Origin of the sequence: Longimicrobium sp., assembly GCF_036388275.1 — a bacterium.
Lineage (GTDB): Bacteria > Gemmatimonadota > Gemmatimonadetes > Longimicrobiales > Longimicrobiaceae > Longimicrobium.
In genome coordinates this window covers 54,256-79,025 of record NZ_DASVSF010000097.1, presented here as the reverse complement: position 1 = coordinate 79,025, position 24,770 = coordinate 54,256, and the positions used below count along the sequence as shown (strand labels likewise).

Annotated in this window: 26 protein-coding genes; 11 read left to right on the top strand and 15 right to left on the bottom strand. The window is 69.3% G+C overall.

Annotation, left to right across the window (positions count from 1 at the left end):
* Positions 1–32 precede the first annotated feature (32 nt).
* The 4 genes from VF632_RS20300 to VF632_RS20285 all read right to left on the bottom strand — a co-directional run bounded on the left by VF632_RS20300 (position 33) and on the right by VF632_RS20285 (position 4,722).
* Positions 33–701 carry a hypothetical protein gene (locus VF632_RS20300; RefSeq protein ID WP_331024740.1) on the bottom strand — a complete coding sequence of 223 codons (669 nt, stop codon included), beginning with the start codon at positions 699–701 and terminating at the stop codon, positions 33–35.
* Positions 702–794: 93 nt separating this feature from the next.
* Entirely contained in the window at positions 795–2,525 is a 1,731-nt protein-coding gene (locus VF632_RS20295; RefSeq protein WP_331024739.1) for a hypothetical protein, read from the bottom strand.
* Between the two features lie 26 nt (positions 2,526–2,551).
* Complete coding sequence (locus VF632_RS20290; RefSeq protein ID WP_331024738.1) at positions 2,552–3,862, bottom strand: hypothetical protein; 1,311 nt, start codon at positions 3,860–3,862, stop codon at positions 2,552–2,554.
* Positions 3,863–3,867: 5 nt separating this feature from the next.
* Positions 3,868–4,722 carry a hypothetical protein gene (locus tag VF632_RS20285; protein ID WP_331024737.1) on the bottom strand — a complete coding sequence of 285 codons (855 nt, stop codon included), beginning with the start codon at positions 4,720–4,722 and terminating at the stop codon, positions 3,868–3,870.
* Positions 4,723–5,167: 445 nt separating this feature from the next.
* Between VF632_RS20285 and VF632_RS20280 the strand changes: the two genes are divergently transcribed.
* The 4 genes from VF632_RS20280 (at position 5,168) to VF632_RS20265 (ending at position 7,064) form a co-directional block, all read left to right on the top strand.
* Positions 5,168–5,479, top strand: coding sequence for a hypothetical protein (locus VF632_RS20280; protein WP_331024736.1), 312 nt, complete (start codon positions 5,168–5,170; stop codon positions 5,477–5,479).
* A 73-nt stretch (positions 5,480–5,552) separates the two neighbouring features.
* Positions 5,553–5,861 (top strand): hypothetical protein, encoded by a 309-nt coding sequence (locus VF632_RS20275; RefSeq protein ID WP_331024735.1) that lies wholly within the window; start codon positions 5,553–5,555, stop codon positions 5,859–5,861.
* Positions 5,862–6,045: 184 nt separating this feature from the next.
* On the top strand, positions 6,046–6,501 hold the full coding sequence (locus VF632_RS20270) for a hypothetical protein (RefSeq protein WP_331024734.1): 456 nt from the start codon (positions 6,046–6,048) through the stop codon (positions 6,499–6,501).
* On the top strand, positions 6,498–7,064 hold the full coding sequence (locus VF632_RS20265; protein WP_331024733.1) for a hypothetical protein: 567 nt from the start codon (positions 6,498–6,500) through the stop codon (positions 7,062–7,064). Before VF632_RS20270 ends, VF632_RS20265 begins: the two co-directional genes overlap by 4 nt.
* 361 nt (positions 7,065–7,425) lie before the next feature.
* On the opposite strand, the gene VF632_RS20260 is transcribed toward VF632_RS20265, so the two are convergent.
* Positions 7,426–9,087, bottom strand: coding sequence for a hypothetical protein (locus VF632_RS20260; RefSeq protein ID WP_331024732.1), 1,662 nt, complete (start codon positions 9,085–9,087; stop codon positions 7,426–7,428).
* A 177-nt stretch (positions 9,088–9,264) separates the two neighbouring features.
* On the opposite strand from VF632_RS20260, the gene VF632_RS20255 reads away from it, so the two are divergent.
* The 3 genes from VF632_RS20255 to VF632_RS20245 all read left to right on the top strand — a co-directional run bounded on the left by VF632_RS20255 (position 9,265) and on the right by VF632_RS20245 (position 11,179).
* On the top strand, positions 9,265–9,750 hold the full coding sequence (locus VF632_RS20255; RefSeq protein ID WP_331024731.1) for an HAD-IIIA family hydrolase: 486 nt from the start codon (positions 9,265–9,267) through the stop codon (positions 9,748–9,750).
* A gap of 197 nt (positions 9,751–9,947) precedes the next feature.
* Positions 9,948–10,613, top strand: a complete 666-nt coding sequence (locus tag VF632_RS20250; RefSeq protein WP_331024730.1) for a hypothetical protein — start codon at positions 9,948–9,950, stop codon at positions 10,611–10,613.
* Positions 10,613–11,179: an RES family NAD+ phosphorylase gene (locus VF632_RS20245; RefSeq protein ID WP_331024729.1), complete on the top strand. Its 567-nt coding sequence runs from the start codon at positions 10,613–10,615 to the stop codon at positions 11,177–11,179. Before VF632_RS20250 ends, VF632_RS20245 begins: the two co-directional genes overlap by 1 nt.
* Positions 11,180–11,363: 184 nt before the next feature.
* On the opposite strand, the gene VF632_RS20240 is transcribed toward VF632_RS20245, so the two are convergent.
* Positions 11,364–12,344, bottom strand: coding sequence for a GntR family transcriptional regulator (locus tag VF632_RS20240; protein WP_331024728.1), 981 nt, complete (start codon positions 12,342–12,344; stop codon positions 11,364–11,366).
* A 267-nt stretch (positions 12,345–12,611) separates the two neighbouring features.
* Between VF632_RS20240 and VF632_RS20235 the strand changes: the two genes are divergently transcribed.
* The 3 genes from VF632_RS20235 (at position 12,612) to VF632_RS20225 (ending at position 15,564) form a co-directional block, all read left to right on the top strand.
* The gene (locus tag VF632_RS20235; protein WP_331024727.1) at positions 12,612–13,949 is read left to right on the top strand and encodes a hemolysin family protein; all 1,338 of its coding nucleotides are present in this window, start codon (positions 12,612–12,614) and stop codon (positions 13,947–13,949) included.
* Entirely contained in the window at positions 13,942–15,273 is a 1,332-nt protein-coding gene (locus VF632_RS20230; RefSeq protein ID WP_331024726.1) for a hemolysin family protein, read from the top strand. The genes VF632_RS20235 and VF632_RS20230 overlap by 8 nt, the downstream gene beginning before the upstream one ends.
* Positions 15,274–15,351: 78 nt before the next feature.
* Complete coding sequence (locus tag VF632_RS20225) at positions 15,352–15,564, top strand: hypothetical protein (RefSeq protein ID WP_331024725.1); 213 nt, start codon at positions 15,352–15,354, stop codon at positions 15,562–15,564.
* 798 nt (positions 15,565–16,362) lie between these two features.
* On the opposite strand, the gene ftsY is transcribed toward VF632_RS20225, so the two are convergent.
* Complete coding sequence (gene ftsY, locus VF632_RS20220) at positions 16,363–17,292, bottom strand: signal recognition particle-docking protein FtsY (protein ID WP_331024724.1); 930 nt, start codon at positions 17,290–17,292, stop codon at positions 16,363–16,365.
* Between the two features lie 283 nt (positions 17,293–17,575).
* Here ftsY and VF632_RS20215 point away from each other — a divergent pair, with 283 nt between their 5' ends.
* Complete coding sequence (locus tag VF632_RS20215; protein ID WP_331024723.1) at positions 17,576–17,758, top strand: hypothetical protein; 183 nt, start codon at positions 17,576–17,578, stop codon at positions 17,756–17,758.
* A gap of 77 nt (positions 17,759–17,835) precedes the next feature.
* Here VF632_RS20215 and VF632_RS20210 read toward each other — a convergent pair whose 3' ends face one another.
* The 8 genes from VF632_RS20210 to VF632_RS20175 all read right to left on the bottom strand — a co-directional run bounded on the left by VF632_RS20210 (position 17,836) and on the right by VF632_RS20175 (position 24,715).
* On the bottom strand, positions 17,836–19,134 hold the full coding sequence (locus VF632_RS20210) for an ATP-binding protein (protein ID WP_331024722.1): 1,299 nt from the start codon (positions 19,132–19,134) through the stop codon (positions 17,836–17,838).
* A gap of 126 nt (positions 19,135–19,260) precedes the next feature.
* The gene (locus tag VF632_RS20205) at positions 19,261–20,715 is read right to left on the bottom strand and encodes an NAD(P)(+) transhydrogenase (Re/Si-specific) subunit beta (RefSeq protein WP_331024721.1); all 1,455 of its coding nucleotides are present in this window, start codon (positions 20,713–20,715) and stop codon (positions 19,261–19,263) included.
* On the bottom strand, positions 20,712–21,026 hold the full coding sequence (locus VF632_RS20200; protein ID WP_331024720.1) for an NAD(P) transhydrogenase subunit alpha: 315 nt from the start codon (positions 21,024–21,026) through the stop codon (positions 20,712–20,714). The genes VF632_RS20205 and VF632_RS20200 overlap by 4 nt, the downstream gene beginning before the upstream one ends.
* A gap of 34 nt (positions 21,027–21,060) precedes the next feature.
* Complete coding sequence (locus VF632_RS20195; RefSeq protein ID WP_331024719.1) at positions 21,061–22,203, bottom strand: NAD(P) transhydrogenase subunit alpha; 1,143 nt, start codon at positions 22,201–22,203, stop codon at positions 21,061–21,063.
* Between the two features lie 172 nt (positions 22,204–22,375).
* The gene (locus VF632_RS20190; RefSeq protein ID WP_331024718.1) at positions 22,376–22,990 is read right to left on the bottom strand and encodes a superoxide dismutase; all 615 of its coding nucleotides are present in this window, start codon (positions 22,988–22,990) and stop codon (positions 22,376–22,378) included.
* Positions 22,991–23,141: 151 nt separating this feature from the next.
* Positions 23,142–23,375 carry a DUF433 domain-containing protein gene (locus VF632_RS20185; protein ID WP_331024717.1) on the bottom strand — a complete coding sequence of 78 codons (234 nt, stop codon included), beginning with the start codon at positions 23,373–23,375 and terminating at the stop codon, positions 23,142–23,144.
* A 3-nt stretch (positions 23,376–23,378) separates the two neighbouring features.
* Entirely contained in the window at positions 23,379–23,588 is a 210-nt protein-coding gene (locus tag VF632_RS20180) for a hypothetical protein (RefSeq protein ID WP_331024716.1), read from the bottom strand.
* Complete coding sequence (locus VF632_RS20175) at positions 23,588–24,715, bottom strand: AAA family ATPase (RefSeq protein WP_331024715.1); 1,128 nt, start codon at positions 24,713–24,715, stop codon at positions 23,588–23,590. Before VF632_RS20175 ends, VF632_RS20180 begins: the two co-directional genes overlap by 1 nt.
* Positions 24,716–24,770: the final 55 nt, after the last annotated feature.

Genomic DNA, 24,770 nt, shown 5'->3' with positions numbered 1-24,770 from the left:
GGGGCGGGCGCCGGAGCGCCCGCCCGCCGTGGTCACGCGCCGTACAGCACGATGCGGTTGCCCTTGCGCACCCACCGGCCGCTGGCTCCGCCGCCGACGCTGGCGCCGTTGCCGTTGCCGCCCGGCTTGGCCTGGGCGATCACCCGCAGCAGCTGTGGCGCCTGCCGCTGGGCCGCCTGGATGGCCACCTGCTTGGCCGCCGCCACGGGCGAAGCGCCCGCCGCCGCGCCCTGTCCCAGGGCCTGGATGGCGTCGGTGGCCGTGCGCACCAGGGCGCGCGCCGTCTCGAACTCCATCTCGCCGTCGCCGCCCTCCATCTCCCACCCCAGCACCCCCTTGGCGCCGGCGCCGATGCGCTGGCCCCACTGCGCGCCCTGCGCCCCGCCCAGGGCCCCGCCGATGGCGCCGCCGACCACGGGAAGCGCCTTGCCGGCGGCATCCTTGAGAATGCCGCCCAGCGCCTGGCCGGCCTGCGACTGGGCGAACCCGCGCGCCGCCCCGGCCACGCGGCTGACCAGCTTGCCGAAGAACTGCTCCATCTCGTACTCGTTGCTCACCGACAGCAGCTCCGCCGCCAGCGCCATCTCGTCGGTTTCGCCCAGCAGCTCGCCGTACGTCTCGCCGGTCCAGCCGCCCTCGTACTCGCCCTCGTACTCGCCCTGAAAGGTGAACTCGTTGAGGGTGCGATCCAGGTTGTGCATGGTGACCTCCACAGTGGAAAAAGATGTGTGTTGGCGCGGGCCAGGCCCGCGGGACGGTGGCGTGGGGCCGCTCGGCCCCACGCCGGGAACGGCTTACCGCGATGCGTTCAGGGCGCGGCGCGAGGCCAGCAGCCGGTTGCGCAGGTGGTACGACGGCTGCACGTAGCGCACGTCGGCCCGGTTGCTCACCTCCACCGCGTCGTCCGACAGGTTGACGCCCGTGGCGGTGAAGTACGAGTGGATGTAGCCCTGCACCTCTTCCTTCCAGTACCGCAGCCAGGCGACGGCGTGGTCCTGGCTGGTGATTTCCGTCCAGTTGCCGTAGCGGATGGAAAGCAGCAGCCGCTCGCCGAAGCGGGCCAGGTCGCGGAAGTGGATGACGCTGGTGTCGCCCCATCCCTGCAGCCGCTTCATTGCGTCGACGGACCCCATCCACCCCTCGGGGTACGGCACCATCTGCCGACCGCGCAGGAACTCGCGCATTTCGGGGCGGGCCAGCAGCCACTGCTGCATCAGCATCTCCACCCGCGCCGTCCAGGGCAGGTCGCGGAACTGGTTGTGGGCGCCCTCGGCCAGCACCAGGTGCACCTCGCGAAGCGAGTTCAGCACCGGGAAGGCGTCGGCGATCACCGTGGTGTCGGCGTCCTCCCGGTAGAAGCGCGCGGCCTGGCGCAGCAGGTTGTGGAACGCCTCCAGGAAGCGCGGGCGCGGGTCCGCCGCCATCGCCTGCGGCACCGCGCGGCCCCACAGCGTCAGCCCGTAGTGGTGGCTGTACTCGTACGCCCGCCGTGCCACGCTCAGGCGCTGGGGCTCGTCCTGCAGGTAGCCCCACAGGAACCCGCTCAGCCCCCGCAGCGGGTGAAGCTCCAGCTCGCCCAGCGGGTCGGGGCCGGGGCCGGCGCGGCGCACGTTCTGGAAGCGCCGGGTGATGGCGGCGGTGGTCTGCGTGAGCATCCCCTCCTCCATCCAGTAGTTCCAGATCAGCTCCAGCAGCAGCGGCTCGCTGACGAATTCGTCGCCGTTGGCGCAGAAGGGAGAACGGATCCTGCGCCCCGGCGGCGACGTCGCGGCCAACCGCGCCGCGCCCTGGACGGCGATGGCGTGAAGGTAGTTGTTGCGGGGAACGCTCAGGTACGCGCGCAGGTTTTCTTCGAGGTGTGACACCAGCACCCCGGTTTCCAGCCGGTCGTAGTTGGCATCCACGTAGCCGTCGTCGTCGGCGTCGCCCACGGCCGCCGAGGTGTTCCGGGGGGGGAACACGCCGGCGTGGATCAGCAGGAACGCTTCCGTCGCGGTCCGCAGCAGCTCGTACAGCTCGCCTCCGGGAAGGTGGCGAGCCGACGCCAGCCGCTCGCGGATGGCCTTGCGCCCCTGGCGGGTCGCGCGCAGGTCGGGATCGTTCCACTCCTCGAGTCCGGGGGGGCTGGTGGGGGCGGGGTTGCACAGCACGTCGTCGATGAACTCCACGTAGCTGTCGAACGACACCGCGTCGGTGTGGGCCGCGATGGCGATCCACAGCTCCGAGGTGGCCTTGTTCACCTCGCCGGCCCGCTTCAGCGTCATCCCGCGCTCGGTGCTGGTGATGGCCGGCGACTCGGCGATCTTCTCCGTGGCCTCCACCATGCGCTCCGCGGTCCTGCCGATCGCCGTGGAGTGCTCGACGAGTACCTGGGCGGCTTTCGTGAGCGGATGCGCCTCCAGCTTTTCGTGGTCGTCGTGGTCCCAGCTGATCTTGCGCGGCTCGTCGAGGCGTTCCGGAGGACTCTTGTACGGGGGAGATCCTCCGCCGCCCGCTGCATTGGCCTGCCGATGCACGTTGATCATTTCTCCCTCTTCAGGATCGGGGGCGGTTAGCCCGTGATGGACAGCGCGGCCACGGCCCGCGGGCGCGCGGCGGCGAAGTCGGTGGTTTCCAGGGTGCTGCGCAGCGCCCAGAAGGTCAGCAGGTCCGCCAGCAGCCGGCTTTCCTGCTCGGGGGTGATGGCGCCGTCGGCCCGGGCCTGGCCCAGGATGGCGAACACCAGCGAGGGCGCGCCGCCCCGCAGGCGCTGGAAGTTGCCCCCCGCCCCGCGGTACAGGGCGCGCAGCCGGGCGGGCGAGCGCGCCGCCGGCTCCATGGCCTGCGCCAGGGTGCGCCCACGGAGCAACGAGGGGCGAAAGCCGGCCAGCATCCGCACGAAGGCGGGCATGGCGCGCTCGCACATCTCGATCTGCCGGCGCTGCTCGTCGGGAACGTCGTCGCCCAGGGGGTAGAACTGCTCCCAGGCCCGCGACAGCTCGCCCCACTGCGGGTCGGGGTGAAGCTGGGCGCCCATGGCGCACGAAAGCCGCACGCGCACCCAGGGAATGGGGTGGGGGTCGTCGACGCTGCCGCGGAAGACGAAGGCCCGGGGCAGGCTCACCACCCCCATCAGCCCCGTGGTGCTCCCCACGCCCACCCGCGCGACGGACCAGAAGTCGGCGACGATCTCGGAGATCCACCGCTCGTACAGCACCCAGGCGGGGGCCAGCGGGCCGGCGGCGGCGCGGGCGCGCCCCAGGGCGGGGCGCAGCTCGTTCACCAGGTCCAGCAGGGCGGCGGCCTGGTGCCCCACCTCGTGCACCAGCGACGAGGCGATGCCGCTTCCCACCATCCGCTCGCGGGGCACGCGGATGATGGCCACCGGGCTTTCGCCCCCGCCGGGCAGGCGGGTGCGGGCGCGGCGGATGGCGGCGCCGTGGCCGCGGTCCAGGTAGCACACCACGGGGGGGTGCTCGTACACGCCCGGCAGCGCCAGCGCGTCCTCGGCCACCACGTCCAGCCCCGACAGCCACACCCCGGTCTCGTGCTCGCTGCGCTGGGTGAGCACGTCGGCGAAGATGTCGAAGTGCGAAAGCACCACGTTGAAGCGCAGCCGCAAAAAGGTGAAGCGGCGCTGCGCGTCTTCCGGCGTGCTGGAGGCGCCGGGCCCGCGGATCCACTCCAGGAAGCGGGTGACGCGCCCCCGCAGCTCGCGGCGCCCCTCGGCCAGGGAGCGCTCGATGGCCGACTGTGCCGCGGTGGACGCGGCCGCCGCCGCCACCATGGGCTCGTGCAGCGCAAAGGGCTTGATGCGCGCGAGCCGGGTGAGGAGCGCGCGGCCCTCCTGCTCCAGCAGCCAGTGGGGGAACGAGGCGGCCATGGCCGTCAGGCCCCCACCAGCACGATGGCGCCGTTGCGGCGGAACCAGCTGCCCTGCTGCCCGCCACCCTGGTTGCCGTAGCCGCCCATGGGCGCGCCCCCCGCGAACCCGCCGCGGCCCCCGCCCGGGTATCCGCCGCGACCGCCGCCGCCGGGGTAGCCCCCGCCGCCGCCCGCGCGGGCGAAGCGCCCCGAAGCGTCACGCAGCGCGCCGCCGCCCTGGCCCCCGCACCGGCCGCCGCACGCGCACCCGCCCGGACGTCCGCCGCCGGACCGCGCGCCCGCCGCCGCCGCGCCGCCCAGCAGGCCGGGGGCGTGCTGCTGCGCCGCGGCCAGCACGGCGTCCTTGGCCACGCGGTCGGGCGGTCCGACGGGCATCCGCGAGGCCTGCCGGGCCGCCTCGCCGCCCAGCCGCACCATCCGGCGGGCCACCTCGAACTCCTGGTCCTGCGGGCTCATGCCCTCCAGCTCCAGCCCGAACGCGCGGCCGGCCATGGAGGCCAGCTTGCCGCCGATCATGCCGCCCACGCCGGGCGCCACCAGGTTGCCCAGCGCCGCGCCGGCCACCGGCAGGGCGGTGCGCGCCACGTTCTTCAGCACGCCGCCCAGCGCCTTGCCCACGGGGCTCTTGATGAAGCTGCCCGCCGCCTTCACCAGCTTGCCGAAGAACTCCTCCAGCTCCTCTTCCGACTGGATGCCGAGGAGCTCGGCGGCCAGCTCCATCTCCTGCACTTCGTCGAAGACGGCTTCGGTGTCCGTCTCGGGGGTCCACTCGTTCTCGTTCATGAACTCGAACTCGTCGGATTCCAGGGCGTCGATGCCGGTTTCCAGTTCGTTGAGGGTTCGGTCCAGCGGGTGCATGATGCCTCCAGGGAAGATGGGTGAGGGTGTACCGCGAACGTGCCTTCGGTGCCCTGTACAAAGCACCCCCAATGCCGTCGTAAGTCGTTGATTTGCAACGACCCCATCCGAAGCTCCCTTCGACACCCCCGCCGAACGCCCCTTCGCCGCCGAAGCGCGCTTCGCCGGTCCCGGCACCCTGAAATGCCGAAGCGCACGCCGGATCCTGTCCGGGGTGCTTCGCCTGCCGATGCATCACGGTGTGTCGGCGGAGCCAGGTGCCTGCCAAGCGGCCTGCGGTTTGCACCACATAAAACGACGATTGTTGGAGCAGATTCCCCGAAGAGCAAGCCTCGTGTCACCGCGTCGTGGGATCGTGCACCGCTCGGATCGGGTACTCCCGTCGGGTGCGCGGAGCCGTGGACGCGGCGTGCTTCCGCACACTCACCCACGCGTGGAGGGCACCATGAAGAAGTTCAGGCTGGAACTCGACGACCTGCGGATCGACAGCTTCTCGACTACGCCGGCGCAGGCGCCGAAGGGAACGGTGTTCGGCGAGCAGTGCACCTGCTACACGAACTGCACGTGTCCGGGCTGCCCCACCTGCGACGCCTCCTGCAACGGCACCTGTGATGCCTCGTGCAATGGCACGTGCGACTGCCCAGGTACCGGCTACACGTGCGGCGGGTGGAGTTGCGATGGCGCGCACACCTGCGATCCGACGTGCGGCGGATTCTTCACGTACTATGAGGCCCGGGACATGTGCGTGGCCTGCTGAGCACCGCGCTTGTCCGCGCGCTCCGCGGCTAGCGTGGAGCGTCGCCATTCACGCTGCACGACTGGAGGACGGAATGAAGAAGTTCAAGCTGCAGCTCGACGACCTGCGGATCGACAGCTTCTCGACCACGCCGGCGCAGGCGTCGAAGGGAACGGTGTTCGGCGAGCAGTGCACCTGCTACACGAACTGCACGTGCCCGGGCTGCCCCACCTGCGACGCGTCGTGCAACGGAACCTGCGATGCCTCGTGCAACGGCACCTGCGACGCGTCATGCGACGGGTACTGTGGCAGCGATGTTACGTGCTACGAGGGCTGCGGCTACACGGAAGGTGGATACGCCACGTTCGGTCCCAACGGCGAGGAGTGCAGGCTCTGCGGATAATGCGGTTGGTCGGGATTGGGTGATCCAGCGAATGAAGGCGGCGCGGGCTCCTGGCCCGCGCCGCTTCTCTTTCTGGAGCCCAACGTTTCAGCTTTCGGCGAGGTCACTCTTTCGCGGCGGGACGGCAGAGTGCAAGATCCCTTCGCGCGGGAGCAACCGTCGACGGTGTCCACGAGGGAAAGCGATGCGGGCAGGGGAGGGCGAGGGCGTGCTGCGGCGGCTGCTGCTGGCGCTGGTGATGGTGGGCGCGCTGGGGCTGGGCGCCGAGCTGTTCCTGCTGGAGCACTTCGAATCCGCCTGGCAGTGGGCGCCCCTGGCCGTGCTGGCGTTCATCGCGGCGGCCGGGGTGGCGATGGGCCTGCGCCCCACCCGCGCGACGGTGCGCCTGTTCCAGTTCGGGATGGGGCTGGCGGTTGCGGCCGGGCTCGTGGGGTTGTACCTGCATTACCGCGGCAACGCGGAGTTCGAGCTGGAATCCGACGTCACCGTTAAGGGCGTGGCCCTGGTGTGGGCGGCCCTTCGCGGCGCCACGCCCGCGCTGGCGCCTGGGGCCATGGTTCAGCTCGGGCTGCTCGGGCTCATTCTGGCGCACCGGCATCCGGCGCTCGGTGCGCGAAACAACTCAGGAGAATCACGATGAACGGACCCATCCCGGCGAAGCTGATCGCCGCCACTCTTCTTGTGACGCTGGCCGCCTGCGGAGGCGGCGAGTCCGGCGACGCAGGCGCCGCGCAGGACACGTCTGCGGCCACCGCCGCTCCGTTCGACAGCGGCGCCGCCGCCGCGCCAGCAGCTCCGGCCACGCCGGTGCCCGCCGCCACGACGGGGATGCTAGACCCCAACGCGGCGCCGCGCGAGCAGCTGCTGGGCGTTCCGGGCGTGACAGACGCCCTGGCCGACGCGCTGGTGGCGGGGCGGCCGTTCCAGGACATGACGGCGGTGGACAAGGTGCTCGCGGGCCAGAACCTGACGGAGCAGCAGCGCGACTCGGTGTACACGCGCCTGTGGAAGCCCATCGACCTGAACAAGGCCAGCAAGGAAGAGATCCTGCTGATCCCCGGCGTGGGCCCGCGGATGCAGCACGAGTTCGAGGAGTACCGTCCCTACCGCAACATCGAGCAGTTCCGCCGCGAGATCGGCAAGTACGTGAACGAGCAGGAAGTCGCGCGGCTGGAGCAGTACGTGAGCATCACGCCGCAGTAACTGTGGTCACCGCGGTAACTGCGGTCAGGACGGGAACTACGGTAGAGAAGAAGCGGGCCGCCGGCATCCACCGGCGGCCCGCGCTTCAACCCTGCACGGGCGAATGAATTCGCTGCAACAAACACACGAAGTCCGCCTGCGCGGACTGCACGCTTTCGTGTGGCTCGGGCGGTCGTGCGCGCCCTTGCTGCGGTGCACGCCCGTCCCGCCCGCGCATGCTGGTGAAGCCCCGAACGGGCCGCGGTAGCGGCCCGGGTCGCGGCTTTCCGCTTTCCCAGCGGCGGCTTTAACCGCTCATCCGCGCTAGCAGTTATCGGCGCTGCCAACATCGGATGCACAGACCGTTTTTAGAGGGTCGCAGTCAGCGCGCGAGTTCCGAGGCGAGTGCCGTGTGATAGCGGTTCACCTCGCCGTCCAGCACGCGTGCCTCGTGGTCCGATCCCGCTTCCCAGCGCGCGAAGGTCGCTTCGCCCAGGCACGCGGCGGCGTAGGGCGCGCGGTACGCTGCGACCGCATCCGCCAGCGCTCGTGCATCCTCGCCCGCGGCGGAGGCGCACGCGCGGACGAGTTCGGCCACGGCCGCATCCTGCATCCCGAACTCCACCGCCGCACCCGCGAGGTCCCACGCGGCGTCGACGGGGCCGGGAAGCCGCGTTCCGGCCCCGTGGTCGATCGCATCCACCTTCACGAGTCCCATCGGACCGCGAATCCACTCGTGCGCCTGCAGCCGCGCATCGCCGATGACGGCTTCGCGCTCGGGAAGTAATTCCAGGCGGCGGACGGCTTCTCCGAGTCCCGCGCATCCATCCCGCAGGGCTTCGCGGGCGTTCTCCTCCAGCGCGGCGATCAGGGGGCGCGGATCGGCGGGGGTGCCGGTGCGGAAGCGGCCGGCGCGGGCGGCGAGGTAGCGAACCACAGTGGGCGGCAGGTCGGCATCCGTGCGCCGCGCGGGAAGGCCGTCGATCCAGCGGAGGGCGACGAACCCGTCCGCGGCTCCGAGCACCGCCGGACCTGCGCCCATCTCCGCCAGGACGCGGGCGCGCTGCACGGCTTCGCTCCCCCATCGGCCCAGGCCGGCGTAGCGGATGATGCACCCGGTGCCGTCTCCCGCCACGCCGCGGAATTTCAGGCGCTCGTGGTTCGGGGCCGCGGGAAGGTCCATCCCGTGGTCGAACTCCCCGCGCCAGCCGCCCCACGAGAGATCCTTCAACTCGCCGATCCCGAGTTGATCTGCCACGCGGCGGATGCGCGCGGGGTCGGGCTCTGGGGCGAACTTGCGCGCGGAGGCGAACCAGTCGCGCCGGTCGGCGGGCGCCAGGGGCATTCCGCCACCACCGCTGGGCAGCAGGACGATGCGGTCGTCATCCACGCGCATCGAGCGAAGCCACTGGCGCACGCACCAAAACGTCTCGCCCGTGCTGCCCGGCCCCTCGTCGGCCACCAGCACGTCGCCGCCATCCGCGAACCAGCTTTCCAGCCGCGCGCCCAGATCGCGATCGACCTCCACCCGCCTTCCGCCGGACGGACCGCGAGGACGGAGCGTGACCGTGCGATCCGTTCCCAATGCCGCGGCTGCGACGGCGGAAAGGCTCGTGCCGATACTGCGGATGCCGAGAACGACGGCGCGCGCGGCCCGCTCCGCCCCGGCCTCCCCCGCGTACCGGCGCGCGGATTCGGCGTAGGCCGCAGGGTCCAGCGCGTAGTGAAGGTATCCTTCCGGCGCCTTGATGCGGATTCGGGAGGGGAGGGAATCGCGAGGCACGACCGCCAGCGCGGCACGCGCCGTAGCACCGTCGGATGCGCCCAGAAACGCCCGCGCCGCAGCGAGAGCCACACCTCGCAGCGCCTCGCCAATGGGACTACAGCCGTCCCGATCGGGGTGGAGCGCGTCCAGGATTCCTTGCTCCACCTCGCCTGCCTGCACCAGCAGCGAAGTGGCGTCCCCGAACCGCGCCAGCGGATCCAGCTCGTCGAGCTCCCCTGCGGTACCCGACTCGCGCCACGCATCGCGGAACGAGATCAAGCGCGTCCGCTCCCGTTGTACATCATCCCCTGTCCGTGTGCCTCGTCGCGGAACCAAACCTGCGAGCATCTACTTACGTCCAAGGCAACTCGGAGGCCAGATGCAGCCAGTCGCCGGGTCGAAAACCTCTGCGTCCTCTCTTTTCCCTCTGCGACCTCTGCGTGAAACAGACAGCCGGTGAACGAGCGAAACCCTGAAATCCGCCTCTACATCTTCGACGCGGACGACACGCTGCGGCGCACGACGGTGCCAGGAAAGCCGTGCCCGCACCGCCCGGGCGAGTGGGAACTGCTCCCCGGCGTGCGCGAGCGGCTGTCGTCGATTGAGTGGGGAAGCGGAGGCCCCTACCTGGGGATCGCGTCGAACCAGGACCAGGTGGCGTACGGCTACATGAACGCGGAAACGTGCCGCGGCATGTTCGAGGACCTGATCGAAGCCGCCACGGGAGCGCGCCGGCCAGACGCCTGCATCCGCTTCTGCCCGCACGCGCTGGAGGTGGACTGCGAGTGCCGAAAGCCTGCGCCGGGCATGCTTCACGACATCATGCGGCACTTCGGCGTGAGCGAGGCCGAAACGCTGTTCGTGGGAAACGCGCCGTCTGACCAGGAGGCGGCGTGCAGGGCAGGGGTGGGGTTCGCTTGGGCGTGGGACTTCTTCGCGTGACCTACTGTCGAGCTTGCTTGATCCTCGCATAGGCACTTAGCTTGTAGATGTGGCTAAGCTTTGTTGCGCACCACAACTGCAAGGGAGCCTTGGTGGCGAAAGATTCAGGCAAGACGCACGGTAGGCCTTCAGCCAAGGGACGTGCAGCGTCCAACGGCGAGCACCCGGCGAACGGAAGATTCGTTTCTACTGCCGCTGTGCGTGCAGCGAAGATCAGCCGCCCGAAGATCGCCGTCCGCGGGTACGGGCTTTCCCGCGGGTCGAATCTCCTGGTGCACGACACGCCGCGGAGCTTTCGTGAAGGCGTCGAGCACTCGCTTGTCGAAAAGGTGACGGCGTTGTTCCGCAGGTCATTGAAGCAGATGAGCGTCGAAGAAATCCAGCGGGCTATCGCGGCGCCGTCGCCCGCGGCCACCATCGTCGAGGTGCTGAACGCCGCGCCGGAAATCGGGCTGGCGAGGGAAACCGCCACGACTCGCGCATTGGCCCGTGGCGCCGCCGCCAAGCAGGAGATGCTTCAGGCGGCGGGTGGATGCCTTTCGTCGGGAGACGTCGCGCGGCTGCTCGGCAAGACGGTATCCGCGGTGAACCAGCGCCGGGCACGGAACCAGATCCTCGCCGTTCCGCTCTCCGGCGGCGAGTGGGGATTTCCCGCGAGCCAGTTCGCGTCGGGCGACCTGCGCCCCGGAATTGCCGAGATCGTGAGCAACGCGGGGACGATGAATCCGTGGGTGCTGCTCTCCATCCTGCTGGACCGGGTGCCCGCATCGGAAACCACGATCATCGACTCGCTGGACGATCCCGAGGTGATGCAGGATGTGCTGACCCGCGTCCGCACGTACGGGGAGCACGGGGCATCGTAGTGGCCATCAGCCTCCCGGCCAGGCTCCCGATCGTAACGGTCGACGTGTCGCGCCCACTCTGGCGTGTGCACGAGACCCGGTCCGGGGCGATCTGGTACGGTACGCGGGCTGACAAGCGGTTCGACGATCCCGCCGGCGATTTCGGCGTCCTGTACCTGGGCGAGAGCCCCGCCGTCGCCGTACTGGAAACGCTGGTGCGGGGCTCGGACCGGTGCGTCGTCGATCACAAGGAATGGAAGCGCCGCTCGGTTTCGCGGGTGTACCTGGCGAAGGTGCTGCACGTCATGCAGTTCGAAGGTCCTTCCCTGCGCCGGTTCGGGATCGGAGCAGAGCGTGCGCATGCGGCGGGGTACGCGGAGTGCCAGGCACTGTCCGCGATGCTCCACGCGCGCGATCCGGCTGTGGACGGCATCCAGTTCCGATCCAGGTGGGACACCAGCCAGCTGTGTTGGGCCGTGTTCCAGCGGGCCAGCCACAAGATCCGGGGCGCGGGCGCACCCGTGGCGCTGGGGGCGAGCAGGATCGGCGACCAGGTGCTGGATGAATGCGAGATCCAGCTGGTATGATGGGTGGGAGGACGTCGACCGATCGCGGCGGCTAGTCGGCGGCGGGGCGCGAGCGTGAAGGGTGTTCCATCCCCCCCGGGCCCTCCCCGCACCAACTGCGTGCGGAGAGGGGAAAACGGCGAAAGGCGCGCGCCCCGGACTCGGGACGCGCGCCTTCGCTGATCCTCTACTTCCGTCCCGGCTGCTACTCGGTGCCGGCCAGCAGCTGCGTGGCGTCCTGCCGCTCCGCCGCGGCCAGGTTCAGGCGGATGATCAGCTGCAGCAATTCGCGCGCGGTGTGCGCCGAAAAGGTGGGCGAGTGGGGGAGCAGCAGCGGGGGAAGCTGCACGCCCGCGCCCAGGTGCGCCCGGGCGGCCCGGGTGAGGATCACCGGCTCCGACGGGTCCAGCGCCGCGCGGGCCTCCTCGTCGCCGGCCAGCACCACGCGGATCTGCTCGCCCTCGCTGGCGTCGGCGTACATGGCGCGCAGCCGGTTGCCGAACTCCGGGTCCACGCACACCAGCGTCACCCCCCGCGTGCGGATCTCCCGCTGCACCGTTTCCACCACCTCGGCGTTCACCGTCAGCGTCACCGAGGGCACGTTCACGTTCTCGGCCGCCTTGCGCACCAGCCGCGAGTGGTAGCTCGTGGTCACCACCAGGTCGGCCGAGCGGATGGCCTCTTCGACGGCGTGGAACTCCACCGAGCGGTCGGGCCGGGGAAGGGGCACGGGCGAGATGTAGACGGGCACCGCCGTCAGCCCGAACTGCTCCTCGAGCTCGGCGCTGTACACCGTCATCTGGTCCACGTTGGATTCCACGACGGCGCACCGCAGGGGCACGGTGCTGGTGCAGCGGCGGATCAGCTCGGGGATCTCGGCCAGCGTCATCCGCCGCTTCCACCCCTCCACCAGCACCCCCGCCATCCACCGCGCCGTCTCGGCCAGCACCTCGCCGCCCAGCTGGTCCTGCGGCGCCAGGTACACGCCCGAGCGGCCGCGCACCTCCACCAGCCCCTCGTCCTCGAGGATCCGGTATGCCTGGGCCACCACCCGGTGGTCCACCCCCATCTCGCGCCACAGGGCGCGGATGCTGGGCAGGCGGTCGCCCGGCTGAAGCAGCCCCAGGTGCAGGGCGCTCAAGATTCGGTCGCGCAGCTTGTCGCTGAGTGCGGTTTCCTGGTCCATCCCAAACCGTTGAAGTCGCGTTGACGATCCGAAGGCGCCCGGCGCCTCCGCGAACGTTGAATGGATCGCCTTGCGGGGGGTTCGCGCAACACGTACCCTCCACACGGCGTGGGGTGCCGCCCGTCCGTCCGGCGCCGTGGCGTGCTCCCTGCGTTCCGCCGACTCACCAATGAGCGTGTTTCCGAGCCCGAGCACAAGACAGGCCCGTACAGGGACACCCCACCGCCCTCCCGGCGTTGGGTCCGCTCCCGCGTGCGCCCCCCGCTGATGGTCCTATCCATCCTGATCATCCTGGCGCTGATCGCGCTCACGGCGCTGTACGTGGCCGCCGAGTTCGCGGCCGTCAGCGTGCGCCGCAGCCGCATCCGCCAGCGCGCCGAGCAGGGCGACGTGTCCGCCATCCGCCTGCTCCCGTACCTGGACGATCCCGCGGCGCTGGACCACTACATCGCCGCCTGCCAGATCGGCATCACCCTCACCTCGCTGATCATCGGCGCGTACGGGCAGGCCACCCTGGCCGGGCCCCTCGCCGGCCTCTTCCAGCGGCTGTGGGGGATGGAGCGCCCCGCCGCGCTTTCCACCGCCGCCGTCGTCATCCTCGTCGTGCTGACGGTGCTGGCGATGGTGCTCAGCGAGCTCGTCCCCAAGTCGCTGGCGCTGCAGTTTCCCACGCAGGTCGCGCTCAAGACGTCGCTGCCCATGAAATGGTCACTGGGCGCGTTCTCGTTCTTCATCGGCTTTCTCAACGGCAGCGGCGCGCTGGCGCTGCGGGCCATGGGCGTTTCTCCCGTGGGCCACCGCCACATCCACTCGCCCGAGGAGATCGACCTGCTGATCGCCGAAAGCCGAGACGGCGGGCTGCTGGAGCCCGACGAGCACCGCCGCCTGCGGCGGGCGCTGCAGCTGGGCATCCGCCCCGCCCGCCACCTGATGGTGCCGCGGCAGGAGATCGTGGGGGTGGAGATCGAGACGCCGGTAGACGAAGTGCTGCAGAAGATGGTGGAAACGCCGTACACGCGGCTTCCCGTGTATCGCGGCGACATCGACCACGTCGAGGGGCTGCTCCACACCAAGGACCTGTTCCGGGGATACCTGGAAGCGGGCCGGGTGCCCAGCCTCCGGCAGCTGATGCGCCCCATCCTGATGGTGCACGAGAGCGTCACCGCCGACCGCCTGCTGACGCTGATGCGCGAGCGCCGCAGCCACGTGGCCATCGTCATGGACGAGTTCGGCGGCGTGGCGGGGCTGGTGACGCTGGACGACGTGCTGACCGAGGTGATGGGCGAGGTGGCCGACGAGTTCCGCACCCACGACGAGCCCGGCCCCGAGCGGCTGGACGACGGCCGGGTGAGGATTCCCGGGTGGATGCGGCTGGACGAGGCCGAGCCCTGGCTGGGCATTCTCTGGGAGGGCGAGGCCGACACGGTGGGCGGGCGGGTGATGGAGGAGCTGGGGCACGTTCCCGAGCCGGGCGAGCGGCTGGAGATCGACGGGGTTGAGGTGGAGGTCGAGGCCATCTCCGGGCACGCGGTGCAGGCCATCCTGGCCCTGCCGGCGGGCGGGCGGAGGACGGGGAGCGGCGGCGGGGAGGCGGCGGATGGATAAGGTCGTCCCCATCGTCATCATCACCGTGCTGATCCTGCTGAATGCGCTGTTCGTGGCGGCCGAGTTCGCCATCGTGGGCGCGCCGCGGGCCAGCATCGAGCGCCGCGCAGCCGAGGGCGACGCCGCGGCGCGGATGGTCAGCAACATCCTCAAGGACCCGCGGCGGCAGGACCGCTACATCGCCACGGCGCAGCTGGGCATCACCGTGGCCTCGCTGGGGCTGGGCATGTACGGCGAGCACGTGCTGGCGGAATGGATCGGCCACTGGCTGGTGGGGCTGGGGCCGCTGCGCGAGGCGGGTGCCCACACCCTGGCCAGCGTCCTGGCCGTGGCCCTGCTGACGTACTTCCACATCGTCGTCGGGGAGATGATCCCCAAGTCCATCGCCCTGCAGCAGGCCGACAAGGCGGCCGTGTGGGTGACGCCGCCGGTGCTGGTCGTCCAGAAGATCCTGTATCCGCTGGTGATCGGGCTGAACGCGCTCGGCAACGCGGTGCTGCGGCTGGCGGGAATCAACCGCTACGTGGCGTCGGGCGAGCACTACCGCACCCCCGAGGAGCTGCAGTTCATCGTGCGCGAAAGCCAGGCGGGCGGCATGCTGCGCCAGGAATCGGCCGACGTGCTGCAGGAGCTGCTGGAGTTCGGCGACCTCACGGCGGGCGAGGTGATGATCCCCCGCGTGCACGTCGTGGGAATCCCCGCCGGCGCCACGGCCGACGAGATGCTCGACATCCTCCGCTCCAGCCCGCACACCCGCTACCCGGTGTACGAGGGCAGCCTGGACCACATCACCGGCGTGGTGCACATCAAGGACATCCTGCGGCGGATGCCCAACCGGCGCGCGCTGCGGCCCTCGGAGGTGCGCGAGGTGCCGTACATCCCCGAAACGGCCGAGATGGACACGGTGCTGGCGGCCATGCGGCGGGTGAACTCGCAGATGGCCGTGGTGATGGACGAGCACGGCGGCACCGCGGGGGTCATCACCATCGAGGACCTGTTCGAGGAAGTGGTCGGCGAGATCGAGGAGGGGTGGGTGGCCCGCCCGGAGATCCACCGGGCGCTGGATGGGCGGCTGCTGGTGGCGGGTACGGTTCGCATCAGCCAGGTGGGCGAGGAGCTGGGGCTGGTGCTGGAGCACGACGAGGTGGATACGGTGAGCGGGCTGGTGCTGTCGCTGCTGGACCGCCCGCCGCTGGTGGGTGACGTGGTGGAGTACGACGACGTACGGTTCGAGGTGACGGCGGTGGAGGGGCACGGCGTGTCGGAGTGCGCGGTCACGCCGCTGCTGCCTCCGGAGGGGACGGACGACGCGCCGCGGGAGTGATGGGGGCTTGGCGGATCCCAGGTTCGTGCGTAAACTGATACTCAAGCGTTCCCCCATCCCCTACTGGAGACACTTCCCATGAAGAAGCTTCGCCTGGATCTCGACACCCTGAACGTGCAGTCGTTCGCCACGGGTGCCGGCTCGGCCGGCGGCACGGTCGACGCGCACATCGGGGGCAACATGCTGCAGCCCTCCGGCACCTCGCTCGAGCCCGACACGTCGAAGATCAACAGCTGCTATTTCGACACCTGCTACGAGACCTGCGACTGGAGCACGCAGTCGACGGGCTGAAGCTGGGCCCTCACCCGGCCGAGCTGACACGCGTCCTCCACCAAACCGGGTGCGCACCTAAGCCATTGGTGCGCACCCGTCGTCATCCTGAGCCAAGCCACACCACACTTGCCCGTACACCGATCCTTCGCGGGCCGAAGGATCTAGCCGCGGCCAGCACGAAGGCCGGGCGCGGCAGCGGCGCGAGACCCTGAGGCGCGGCGCCGTAGAACTGAGGGGCGCGAACGGAACCAGGTGGCGGTCGGGCGGACTCGGCGCACGCTGACGGCGCCCCCATCCCCTTCCCCCGCAAACTGCGCGGGGGAAGGGAAGGGGGCCAGTGCGGTGCGCTCTGGTGGGTGCCGTGTTCGGGCGGGGGCCTGCAGAGCCTGAGGTGGTTCGAATTGGTCCGGCGCATGCCCCGGGTTGGCCCCTCCCCCGGCCCCTCCCCGCACGCTGCGCATGCGGAGAGGGGAGAATTCGATCGCGCTTCGGACGGCCTGGCGCACGGGAGCACGCGGGCAGTCCGCGCAGGCGGACTTCGTGATTTTCCAGCTGCGGTTTCAATTCAACCGCCGGGACGGAACCGAGGGCCTCGGGCAGGGTGACCGCTGCCGCGCCCTGGCTGGTACGTGTCCGCGGCAAGATCCTTCGGCCCGCGACGGTCGGTGTGCGGGCTGGTGCCGTGCGCCCGGGCCTCAGGATGACAAATCGGTGCGCACCACAGACTTGGGTGCGCACCGAACTGGGGTGTACCCCCTCTCCCACGCTGTTTGTGGGAGAGGGTGGCACGCGTGTCAGCGCGGCCGGGTGAGGGCCCTACGCCTCCAGCACTTCCTCCGCGAACGCCTCGATCTCGAACGGCACAAGGTCGCCCATCTTTTCGCCGACGCCGATGAACTTCACCGGCAGGTCGAACTCCTCCTTGAGCGCCACGACGATCCCGCCCTTCGCCGTCCCATCCATCTTGGTCAGCACGATTCCCGTCAGCGGCAGCGTCTGCCCGAAGGTGCGGATCTGCGCCATCGCGTTCTGGCCCGTGGTGGAATCGAGCACCACCAGCGCCTCGTGCGGCGCGCCCTCCAGCTTCTTGCCCAGCACGCGGTGCACTTTTTCCAGCTCCTTCATCAGGTCGGTCTGCGTGTGCAGCCGGCCCGCCGTGTCCACGATCAGCACGTCGGTGCCCTTCGCCACCGCCTGCTCGTAGGCGTCGAAGGCCACGGCGGCGGGGTCACGCCCCGGCTCGCTTCCCACGAAGTCGCACCCTACGCGCTCCGCCCAGCGGCGCAGTTGCTCGACGGCGCCCGCGCGAAAGGTGTCGCCCGCGGCGATCATCACCTTGCGACCCTGCCGCGTCAGGCGGTGGGCCAGCTTGGCGATCGTCGTCGTCTTGCCCACGCCGTTGACGCCCACCACCAGGAACACCGTGGGGCCGCCCTCGTAGTTGAAGCGCAGCGCCGTGTCGGAGCGGCCGGCGCTGAGGATGGCGACGATCTCCTCGCGCACGGCGCGCAGGAAGTCTCGCGACGACCGGGCGATGCCGCGCTCGGCCAGCTTCTCGACGACGTCCACCAGCCGCAGCGTGGCCGGCACGCCGAAGTCGGCCGCGATCAGCGTTTCCTCCAGCCCCTCCAGCGAGCCCTCGTCCAGCCCCTTCACCAACACCGAGACGTCGGTGAGCGCCACGTCGACGATGCGGTCCCACAGCGACTTGCTTCCTTCTTCCTTCTTGCGGAACAGACGAGCCATCAGCCTACCCGAGAAAAGCCGGCGCGGGGCCGGCGTAAACGATTCGACATCAGCCGGACGTGGGATGCGCACTGATCCCACGACGGTGGCGGAATATACCCAACATCGGCACGCGAGCAATCGCGGCCCGCCTAGCCCGTGCCCACGGATCGCTCCGAGACCACGAGGGGTGAGCGTGCGCGCGGCGACAGAAGTGTGAATTGTGTCTGCATGTGGCGGCGGCGGCACGGGTCTGGCTACCGATGCAGGCACCCCTAGACCTACTCACAAGGAGTCCTGGACGATGAAGAAGCTGAAGCTGCAGGTGGAGGATCTGAGCGTGGAATCCTTTGCGACGGCCTGCGGCGCCGACGAGCACGGGACCGTGCAGGCGCACGTGGGAACGCTGGTGGGCGGCTCGTGCCCGGTGGTCATCTGCCAAACCTACGACGACACCCTCTGCGGCCTGACGCGCGGCTGCGAGTAGCCGTCGGCGGGTGGCGTAATTGGCGAAGCCCGCCGGATCGTCCGGCGGGCTTCGCTTTGCGTCAGAGCGCCGTGCCCTCAGGAGAAAGCGCCGAGCGCAAGGCGGGCCTGGCCCGTCAGCGCGTACTGTTGCTCCGGTCTTCCCGGCCTGCCCGTCTGCGCGCGGCCCGCATCGGTCAGGTAGCCCTTTCGCACGAGCTCGGAAAAGAGGGTATAGGTCGGATTGCGCTTCAGGTGCAGGACCTTCTCGGTCGCACCCGGAGTGATCACTCCCGCCGGCCACCGACTGGCGATGGTCGTGAGATGACTAACCTGCGCCGCCGTCAGATCCGCGTGCATCTTGGCGTGGTAGATCCTGAAGAGAACGGGTGCCATGCGTTCAAGAGACATCGGTTCAGTGGGATCCTCTCCGCGGCCCACGAGAATCTTGGCTGCCTCGTCCAGCGCGTGGAGTGTGCCGCGGAGATTGCCGTCGAACAGCTTGTAAAGGTTCTCCACAGCGAGTTTCGTTACCGGCTCGATCGACGGCCGCGTGTCGTCGACCCGCAGGTAGCTGTACCGGAGTTCCAGGAGCGCGTGCAACTGCGAGATGCCCAAGGGGCGCAGAGAGCCAGGATTGCTGAAGATACTCCGGAGCTGCTCCTGTTCGGCGACGATGGTGCGAATGGCGTCGTCCGTGCCGGCGAGCACGAAGTGAAAGCCAGGATACATCAGTGCCTGGTCCCGCAGGTCGCGGATGATCCGCGCAGCTTCTTTCTGGTCGGCCTCGGTAATGTTCTCGAGGTTGTTCAGGTGGATCAGGATCCCCGGGGACTGCAGATGGCGGTGCGCCAAGTCGTTCAGCTCGCGTAGCAGGCGTGTCGGCTGCACCATCAGCGCTCCCGGACCGGTGAACCGCTGAGATGCCGTTCCGGCGCCCAAGCTCCCGATCAGGGGCAAACCAATGCTGCCGCTCGCGGAGCGTTCGCGCTCCAGGGCGAGGAGCTGGCGGACCTCCTGCATTGGAGGTTGCTGGAGCAACGTCTCGTCCCGTGCCCCGAGAGCGTCGTGTACCGAGGCCAGGATGCGGACCAGTAGCTCTTCCGCCGTTGTGGTGCTGGTCACCGGAATCGCGTTGGCGTCCGCGAGCCAGCCATCCTCCGCAACCTGAGCCTTGATGTACTGGACGAGCGTCGTTTTTCCGACGCCTGGGGGGCCCTGGATGGCGTGGCGGCTATGCGGGGCACTGCCCATCCCGCGCAGGATATGTTCGGCCTCCTCATCTCGTCCTACGAACAGGCGGATCGGGTATTGTCCTCCTGTCGTAGGGTCGAGAGGATCCTGGAAAAATGGGCTTTCCCGCAAGTTCAGGATGTACCAGACGTTCGTTACGCCCACGTCCCCCTCCCAAGAATTATTCCGACGAACTCTTGTCGCGCGGAGGACAAATTATTTATTCCAACCAAAATGTCAACAAAAATAATTTCTCCCGCGCTGGAGAACCGTTCTGCGGGATTAATCCCGCTAGCTCAGCGCCTTCACTTCAGCCACGAGCCGCTCGAGTGATTTTCTGGCGTCGCCGAAGAGCATGCCCGTGCGCGGCAGGTAGAAGAGCTCGTTCTCCACGCCGCTGTAGCCCGCCGCCATGCTCCGCTTGAGCACGATCACGTTCTTGGCGCGGTCCACGTTCAGGATGGGCATCCCGTAGATGGGTGAGGACGGGTCCGTGCGCGCCGCGGGGTTCACCACGTCGTTGGCGCCGATCACCAGCACGGCGTCGGTACGCTCGAACTCGTCGTTGATCTCGTCCATCTCGAACAGCTGGTCGTAGGGCACGTTGGCCTCGGCCAGCAGCACGTTCATGTGGCCGGGCATGCGTCCCGCCACCGGGTGGATGGCGTACTTCACCCGCACGCCGCGCGCCTGCACCAGGTCCACCAGCTCACGAATCACGTGCTGGGCCTGCGCCACGGCCAGCCCGTACCCCGGCACCACCACCACCTGGCCGGCGTACGCCAGCAGCACCGCCGCGTCGTCGGGCGTCACCGTGCGCACCGTCAGCCCGGCGGCGGAGCGCTCCCCGCCCTCCGCCGCGCCCCCGCCGAACCCGCCCACCAGCACGTTCAGCAGCGACCGGTTCATGGCGTCGCACATGATCTTGCTGAGGATGATCCCCGACGCGCCCACCAGCGCCCCACTGACGATCAGCGCCTGGTTCTCCAGCACGAACCCCGTCGCCGCCGCGGCCAGCCCCGAGTACGAGTTGAGCAGCGAGACCACCACCGGCATGTCGGCCCCGCCGATGGGAATCACCAGCAGCACGCCCAGCACCAGCGCCACCACGCCCAGGACGAGCGTGGAGATCGCCAGCGGGCCGGCGTCGAAGCCCGAGTCGCCCAGCCTCACCAGCGGAAACGCCACCGCGGCGAGGGACACCAGCGCGAGGAGGCTGGTGATGAGGCGCATCCCCGGGAACGACACCGGGTTGCCGGAGATCTTTCCGTTCAGCTTCCCGAACGCCACGAAGCTCCCCGAGAACGTCACGGCACCGATCAGCACGCTCAGGGTGATGGTGATCACCAGCCGCGCATCCAGCGCCACCAGCCCGTGGCGGGCGAAGCCGGACCCGGCGAACCCTTCCGCCTGCGCCGCGGTGTATCGGCTGACCTCCGCCCAGGCCACCAGCGCCGAGGCCGCGCCGCCCAGCCCGTTCAGCGCGGCCACCATCTCCGGCATCTGCGTCATCTGCACGCGCAGGGCGAGCAGAATTCCCAGCACCGTCCCCAGCGCCAATCCGCCGGCGATCATCCACGGCGACAGGATGCGGGCGGAGAGCAGCGTGGCCACGATGGCGATCAGCATTCCGACGGCCGAGAGGCGGTTGCCCGCGCGCGCGGTGGCGGGAGAGTTCATCCGCTTGATGCCGATGATGAACAGCGCCGCAGCCGCCAGGTACGCCAGGTTCACCAGCGTGCTCATCGGCCGTCTCCCGCCTGTGTGTCACCCAGCTTCGCCGGCTCGCGCTTTTTGAACATCTGCAGCATGCGGTCGGTCACCAAGTAGCCGCCCACCACGTTGATCGTCGCCAGCACCAGCGCAACGAAGCCCAGCCACTGCGCCACGGGCGAATCCACCATCCCGGCCGCAGCGATGGCGCCCACGACGGTGATGCCGCTGACGGCGTTGCTCCCCGACATCAGCGGCGTGTGCAGCGTCTGCGGGACCTTGCTGATGATCTCGACGCCGACGAACGACGCGAGCACGAATACCACGAGCAGGGTTACGACCATGGGGGCGCGGCGTGAGGGGGAGGAGAATACGTCATCAGGCGGGCGGGGCCGCGAGGAGGGCGCGGACGCGCTCGTTCACCACCTGGCCGCCGGCGGTGACGCACATCCCGCGGAAGATCTCGTCGTCCTCCGCCGGGGCGAACGCGCCGTCCTTGGCGAAGTACCCGACCAGGGCCGCCATCGTGCGTGCGTACATCTGGCTGGCGTGCACGGGCATCTCGGCGGGCAGGTTCAGCGGGCCGTAGATGCGGACGCCGCCCGCGTGCGACGCGACGCCGGGGTGGGTGAGGGCGCAGTTGCCCCCGTTGGGCGCGGCCAGGTCCACGATCACCGAGCCGGGCGCCATCCCGCCGACGGCCTCTTCCGACACCAGCAGCGGCGCGCGCCGGCCGGGGACGAGCGCCGTGCAGATCACTACGTCCTGCGCGGCGACGTGCGCGCCCAGCAGCTCCACCTGGCGCCGCTGCCGCTCCTCGTCCAGCGCGGCCGCGTACCCGCCGCCGCCCTCGGCCCCCGCGGTGTCCAGGTCCAGCGTGATGAACGTGGCGCCCAGCGAGCGGGCCTCCTCTGCCGCCGCCGCGCGAACGTCGTACGCCGAGACCACCGCGCCCAGCCGCCGCGCCGTGGCGATCGCCTGCAGCCCCGCCACGCCGGCGCCCAGCACGAGCACCTTGGCGGGCCGCATGGTCCCGGCGGCGGTGGTGAGCAGGGGAAAGAAGCGGGGCAGCGCCTCGGCGGCCAGCAGCACGGCGCGGTATCCGGCGACGGTCGCCATGGCGGAGAGCGCGTCCATGCTCTGGGCGCGGGTGGTGCGCGGCACCAGGTCCATCGCCAGCGCCGTGGCGCCCGTGGCGGCGATGCGCTCCATCCGCGCAGCGTCGTCCAGCGGCCGCATGAGGCCGACGAGCACGCCATCCCGCCGGACGTGTGGCAGGTCGTCCTCGCCGGGGCCGTTCACCGTCGCCAGCACGTCCGCGCGCAGCACTTCGGCGCGGGAGACGACGTGGGCGCCCGCGGCCTGGAACGCGTCGTCCGGAAAGTATGCGGCCTCGCCCGCGCCGCTTTCGACGAGAACCTGCATGTCCTGCGCGGCCAGCTTCGCGCAGATTTCGGGAACCAGCGCGACGCGGCGCTCGCCGAGCGCGGTTTCCGTGGGAACGCCGATCGTGAGCGGCATGGGCGGGGAACGGGAGGGGGGAGATGGCCAGTGGATGCAGCGTAACCGCGCGCAGGGGCGAACGCCAGAGGGTTATCGCGAAGGTCGATGGGACGGGCATGGATGCAAGGCGCCCCCGTGCGCGCGGTGGCGGACGGGGGCGCTTGCGCGCGATCAGCCGCGGGCCGGCGCGTCAGCCGCGGTTCGCCTCGTAGCGGCGGGCCACCTCGTCCCAGTTCACCACGTTCCACCAGGCGGTGATGTAGTCGGGACGCCGGTTCTGGTAGTTCAGGTAGTACGCGTGCTCCCACACGTCCAGCCCCAGGATGGGCGTGCGGCCCTCCATCAGGGGCGTGTCCTGGTTGGGCGTGTCGACGATGCTGAGCCCGGCGGCGTCGGCCACGAGCCACACCCAGCCGCTGCCGAAGCGGCCCTTGCCGGCGTTGGCCCACGCCTCCTTGAAGGCGTCGAAGCCGCCGAACGTGCTCTCGATGGCGTCGCCCAGGGCGCCGGTGGGAGCACCGCCGCCGTTGGGGCCCATCACCTTCCAGAACAGGCTGTGGTTGGCGTGCCCGCCGCCGTTGTTGCGCACGGCGCCCTTGATGTCCGCGGGCACCTCGTCCAGCCGGCGCATCAGCGCGTCGATGTCGTCGCCGGCGTTGAAGTCGGGGTGCTTGGCGAGCGCCGCGTTCAGGTTGTCGACGTAGGTCTTGTGGTGCTTGCCATGATGGATCTGCATCGTTTCCGCATCGATGTGCGGCACCAGCGCCTCGTGCGCGTACGGCAGCTCGGGCAGTGTAAACGCCATTCCTCCACCTCCCTCAGGGTTGATCAACGGGTCTGGTCCAATCCGCCGCGGGGCTCCGCACTCCCGCCCCGCCGAAGCAGGGTCAATGTAGGTCGCAACGTTTGTTCCGCCACCCGGGACGGAGCATCATGCAGACGGAGAGCCTGCTCGATCAGCTCGGCGGCTGCGCGTGGAGGTGGATGATCTCGCCGGGACCAATCCGCTCGAGAGCCGCAGTCGCCTGCTCGCGACTGACCGTTGGGAACGAGCGGAGAAAGTCGTCGAGACTGTCGCCCGCCGACAGATAGTCGATCAGGTTCTGAAGAGGCACGCGCGTGCCGACGAAGACCGCTGTGCCCCCCAGGATGTCCGGATCACAGTGTATGACGGATGTGATTTCGGTCATGGGTTACACGTAGTCACGTTGAAGGTCGCGCAACGCCTTGCCGAAATCGCGAAAGCCGCCCCGGAACACCTGGTCAGGGCGGCGGCGGTCGCGCCTCGTCGTGACGCAACGCGCGGCAGCCACGACCCCGTAATCGGCCAGATGCGGCGCGAGCACCTGGTATACGAATGCCTCTTCCGTCTGACCCTCCGCCAGGACGTTCAGACGCACCATCAGTGCGGCCTTCCGCCCAGCACGTTCTTGTCCCACAGGTCGGAAAGCGTGAATTCCTCCAGCCAGGATTCCAGCTTGTAGCGGTCCAGGCGCCGGAACACGGATTCGGACCCCTCGCGCTCTCCCACGATCACTTGCTCGGGTTCGAAGTGGTCGAGGAGAACTGATGACTGCGTAGCGACGATCACCTGCCGGTGCAGCGAAGCCGCTTGCAGCAGGCCCGCCAGCACGGCGATGGCGCGTGGATGAAGCCCAAGCTCCGGCTCGTCGAGGATGATGATGGACGGCATCTCGGCCGTGGGCTGCATGAGCAATGCGATAAGAGCCATTGCCCGGAGCGTCCCGTCGGAAGCTTGGTGTGGCCCGAATACGATGTCGCTCCCGATTTCCCGCCACCGCAGAAGCACGCTATCGCCTTCTGGCTCGAGCACGAAGTCGGCGAAGTAGGACGCAATCTGCCGAAGCGTGCTCGTGATTCGCTGGTAGTGCGGCGGATGCTGTTGCAGGATTCGGAGCAGGAAGGGCGCTAGGTTGGCCCCATCCTCTTTCAGCGACCGGTTGTCTGTTACGCTCCAACGCTGGCGGATCCGCGCCGTTTCAGATGTATTGTGGAACTGGTAAACCAAGCAATCTGCGAAGAATCCCTGTAGGCCCTCCGTCATGTGCCGGATATCGATGTCATTGGCATAGATTAGGTGCGATTCGCGATGACCTGAGCCCATCGAGAGTCGGCTGTCGTCGCATCCTCGTTCGTGCTCGTGGCTACGAGTGATTTGCTCTTGAGCGAAGATCAGCGTGTCCTGAGCCGCGTACGAGAGGCGGAAGCCATACTCCCGCCATCCAAGAGGGGCAGCGAATACAAGATCGCTGCAGATGTCTTGAGTGAAAGCCGAACCGTTGTGAAGCAGCGTACTCGCTCCTCCAGCCTTAGCCACGAACAACTGGAGATTGCCGGGCGGCGTCGCCATGCGATTGAGCAGGCGGAAGAAGGAGATCAGGTTCGACTTGCCTGCTCCATTCGGCCCGATTAGCAGGTTCATCATTCCCAATTCCAATGCGTCCAATCGCCGGACCGTCTTGAAGCCGGAGAGGGACAGCCGCTGAAGCATCGGGGTGGGATCGCTCATCGCATCCAGTAGTTACAGTGATGCCTCGCCGAGATGCAGGCGAAAGCACATACGG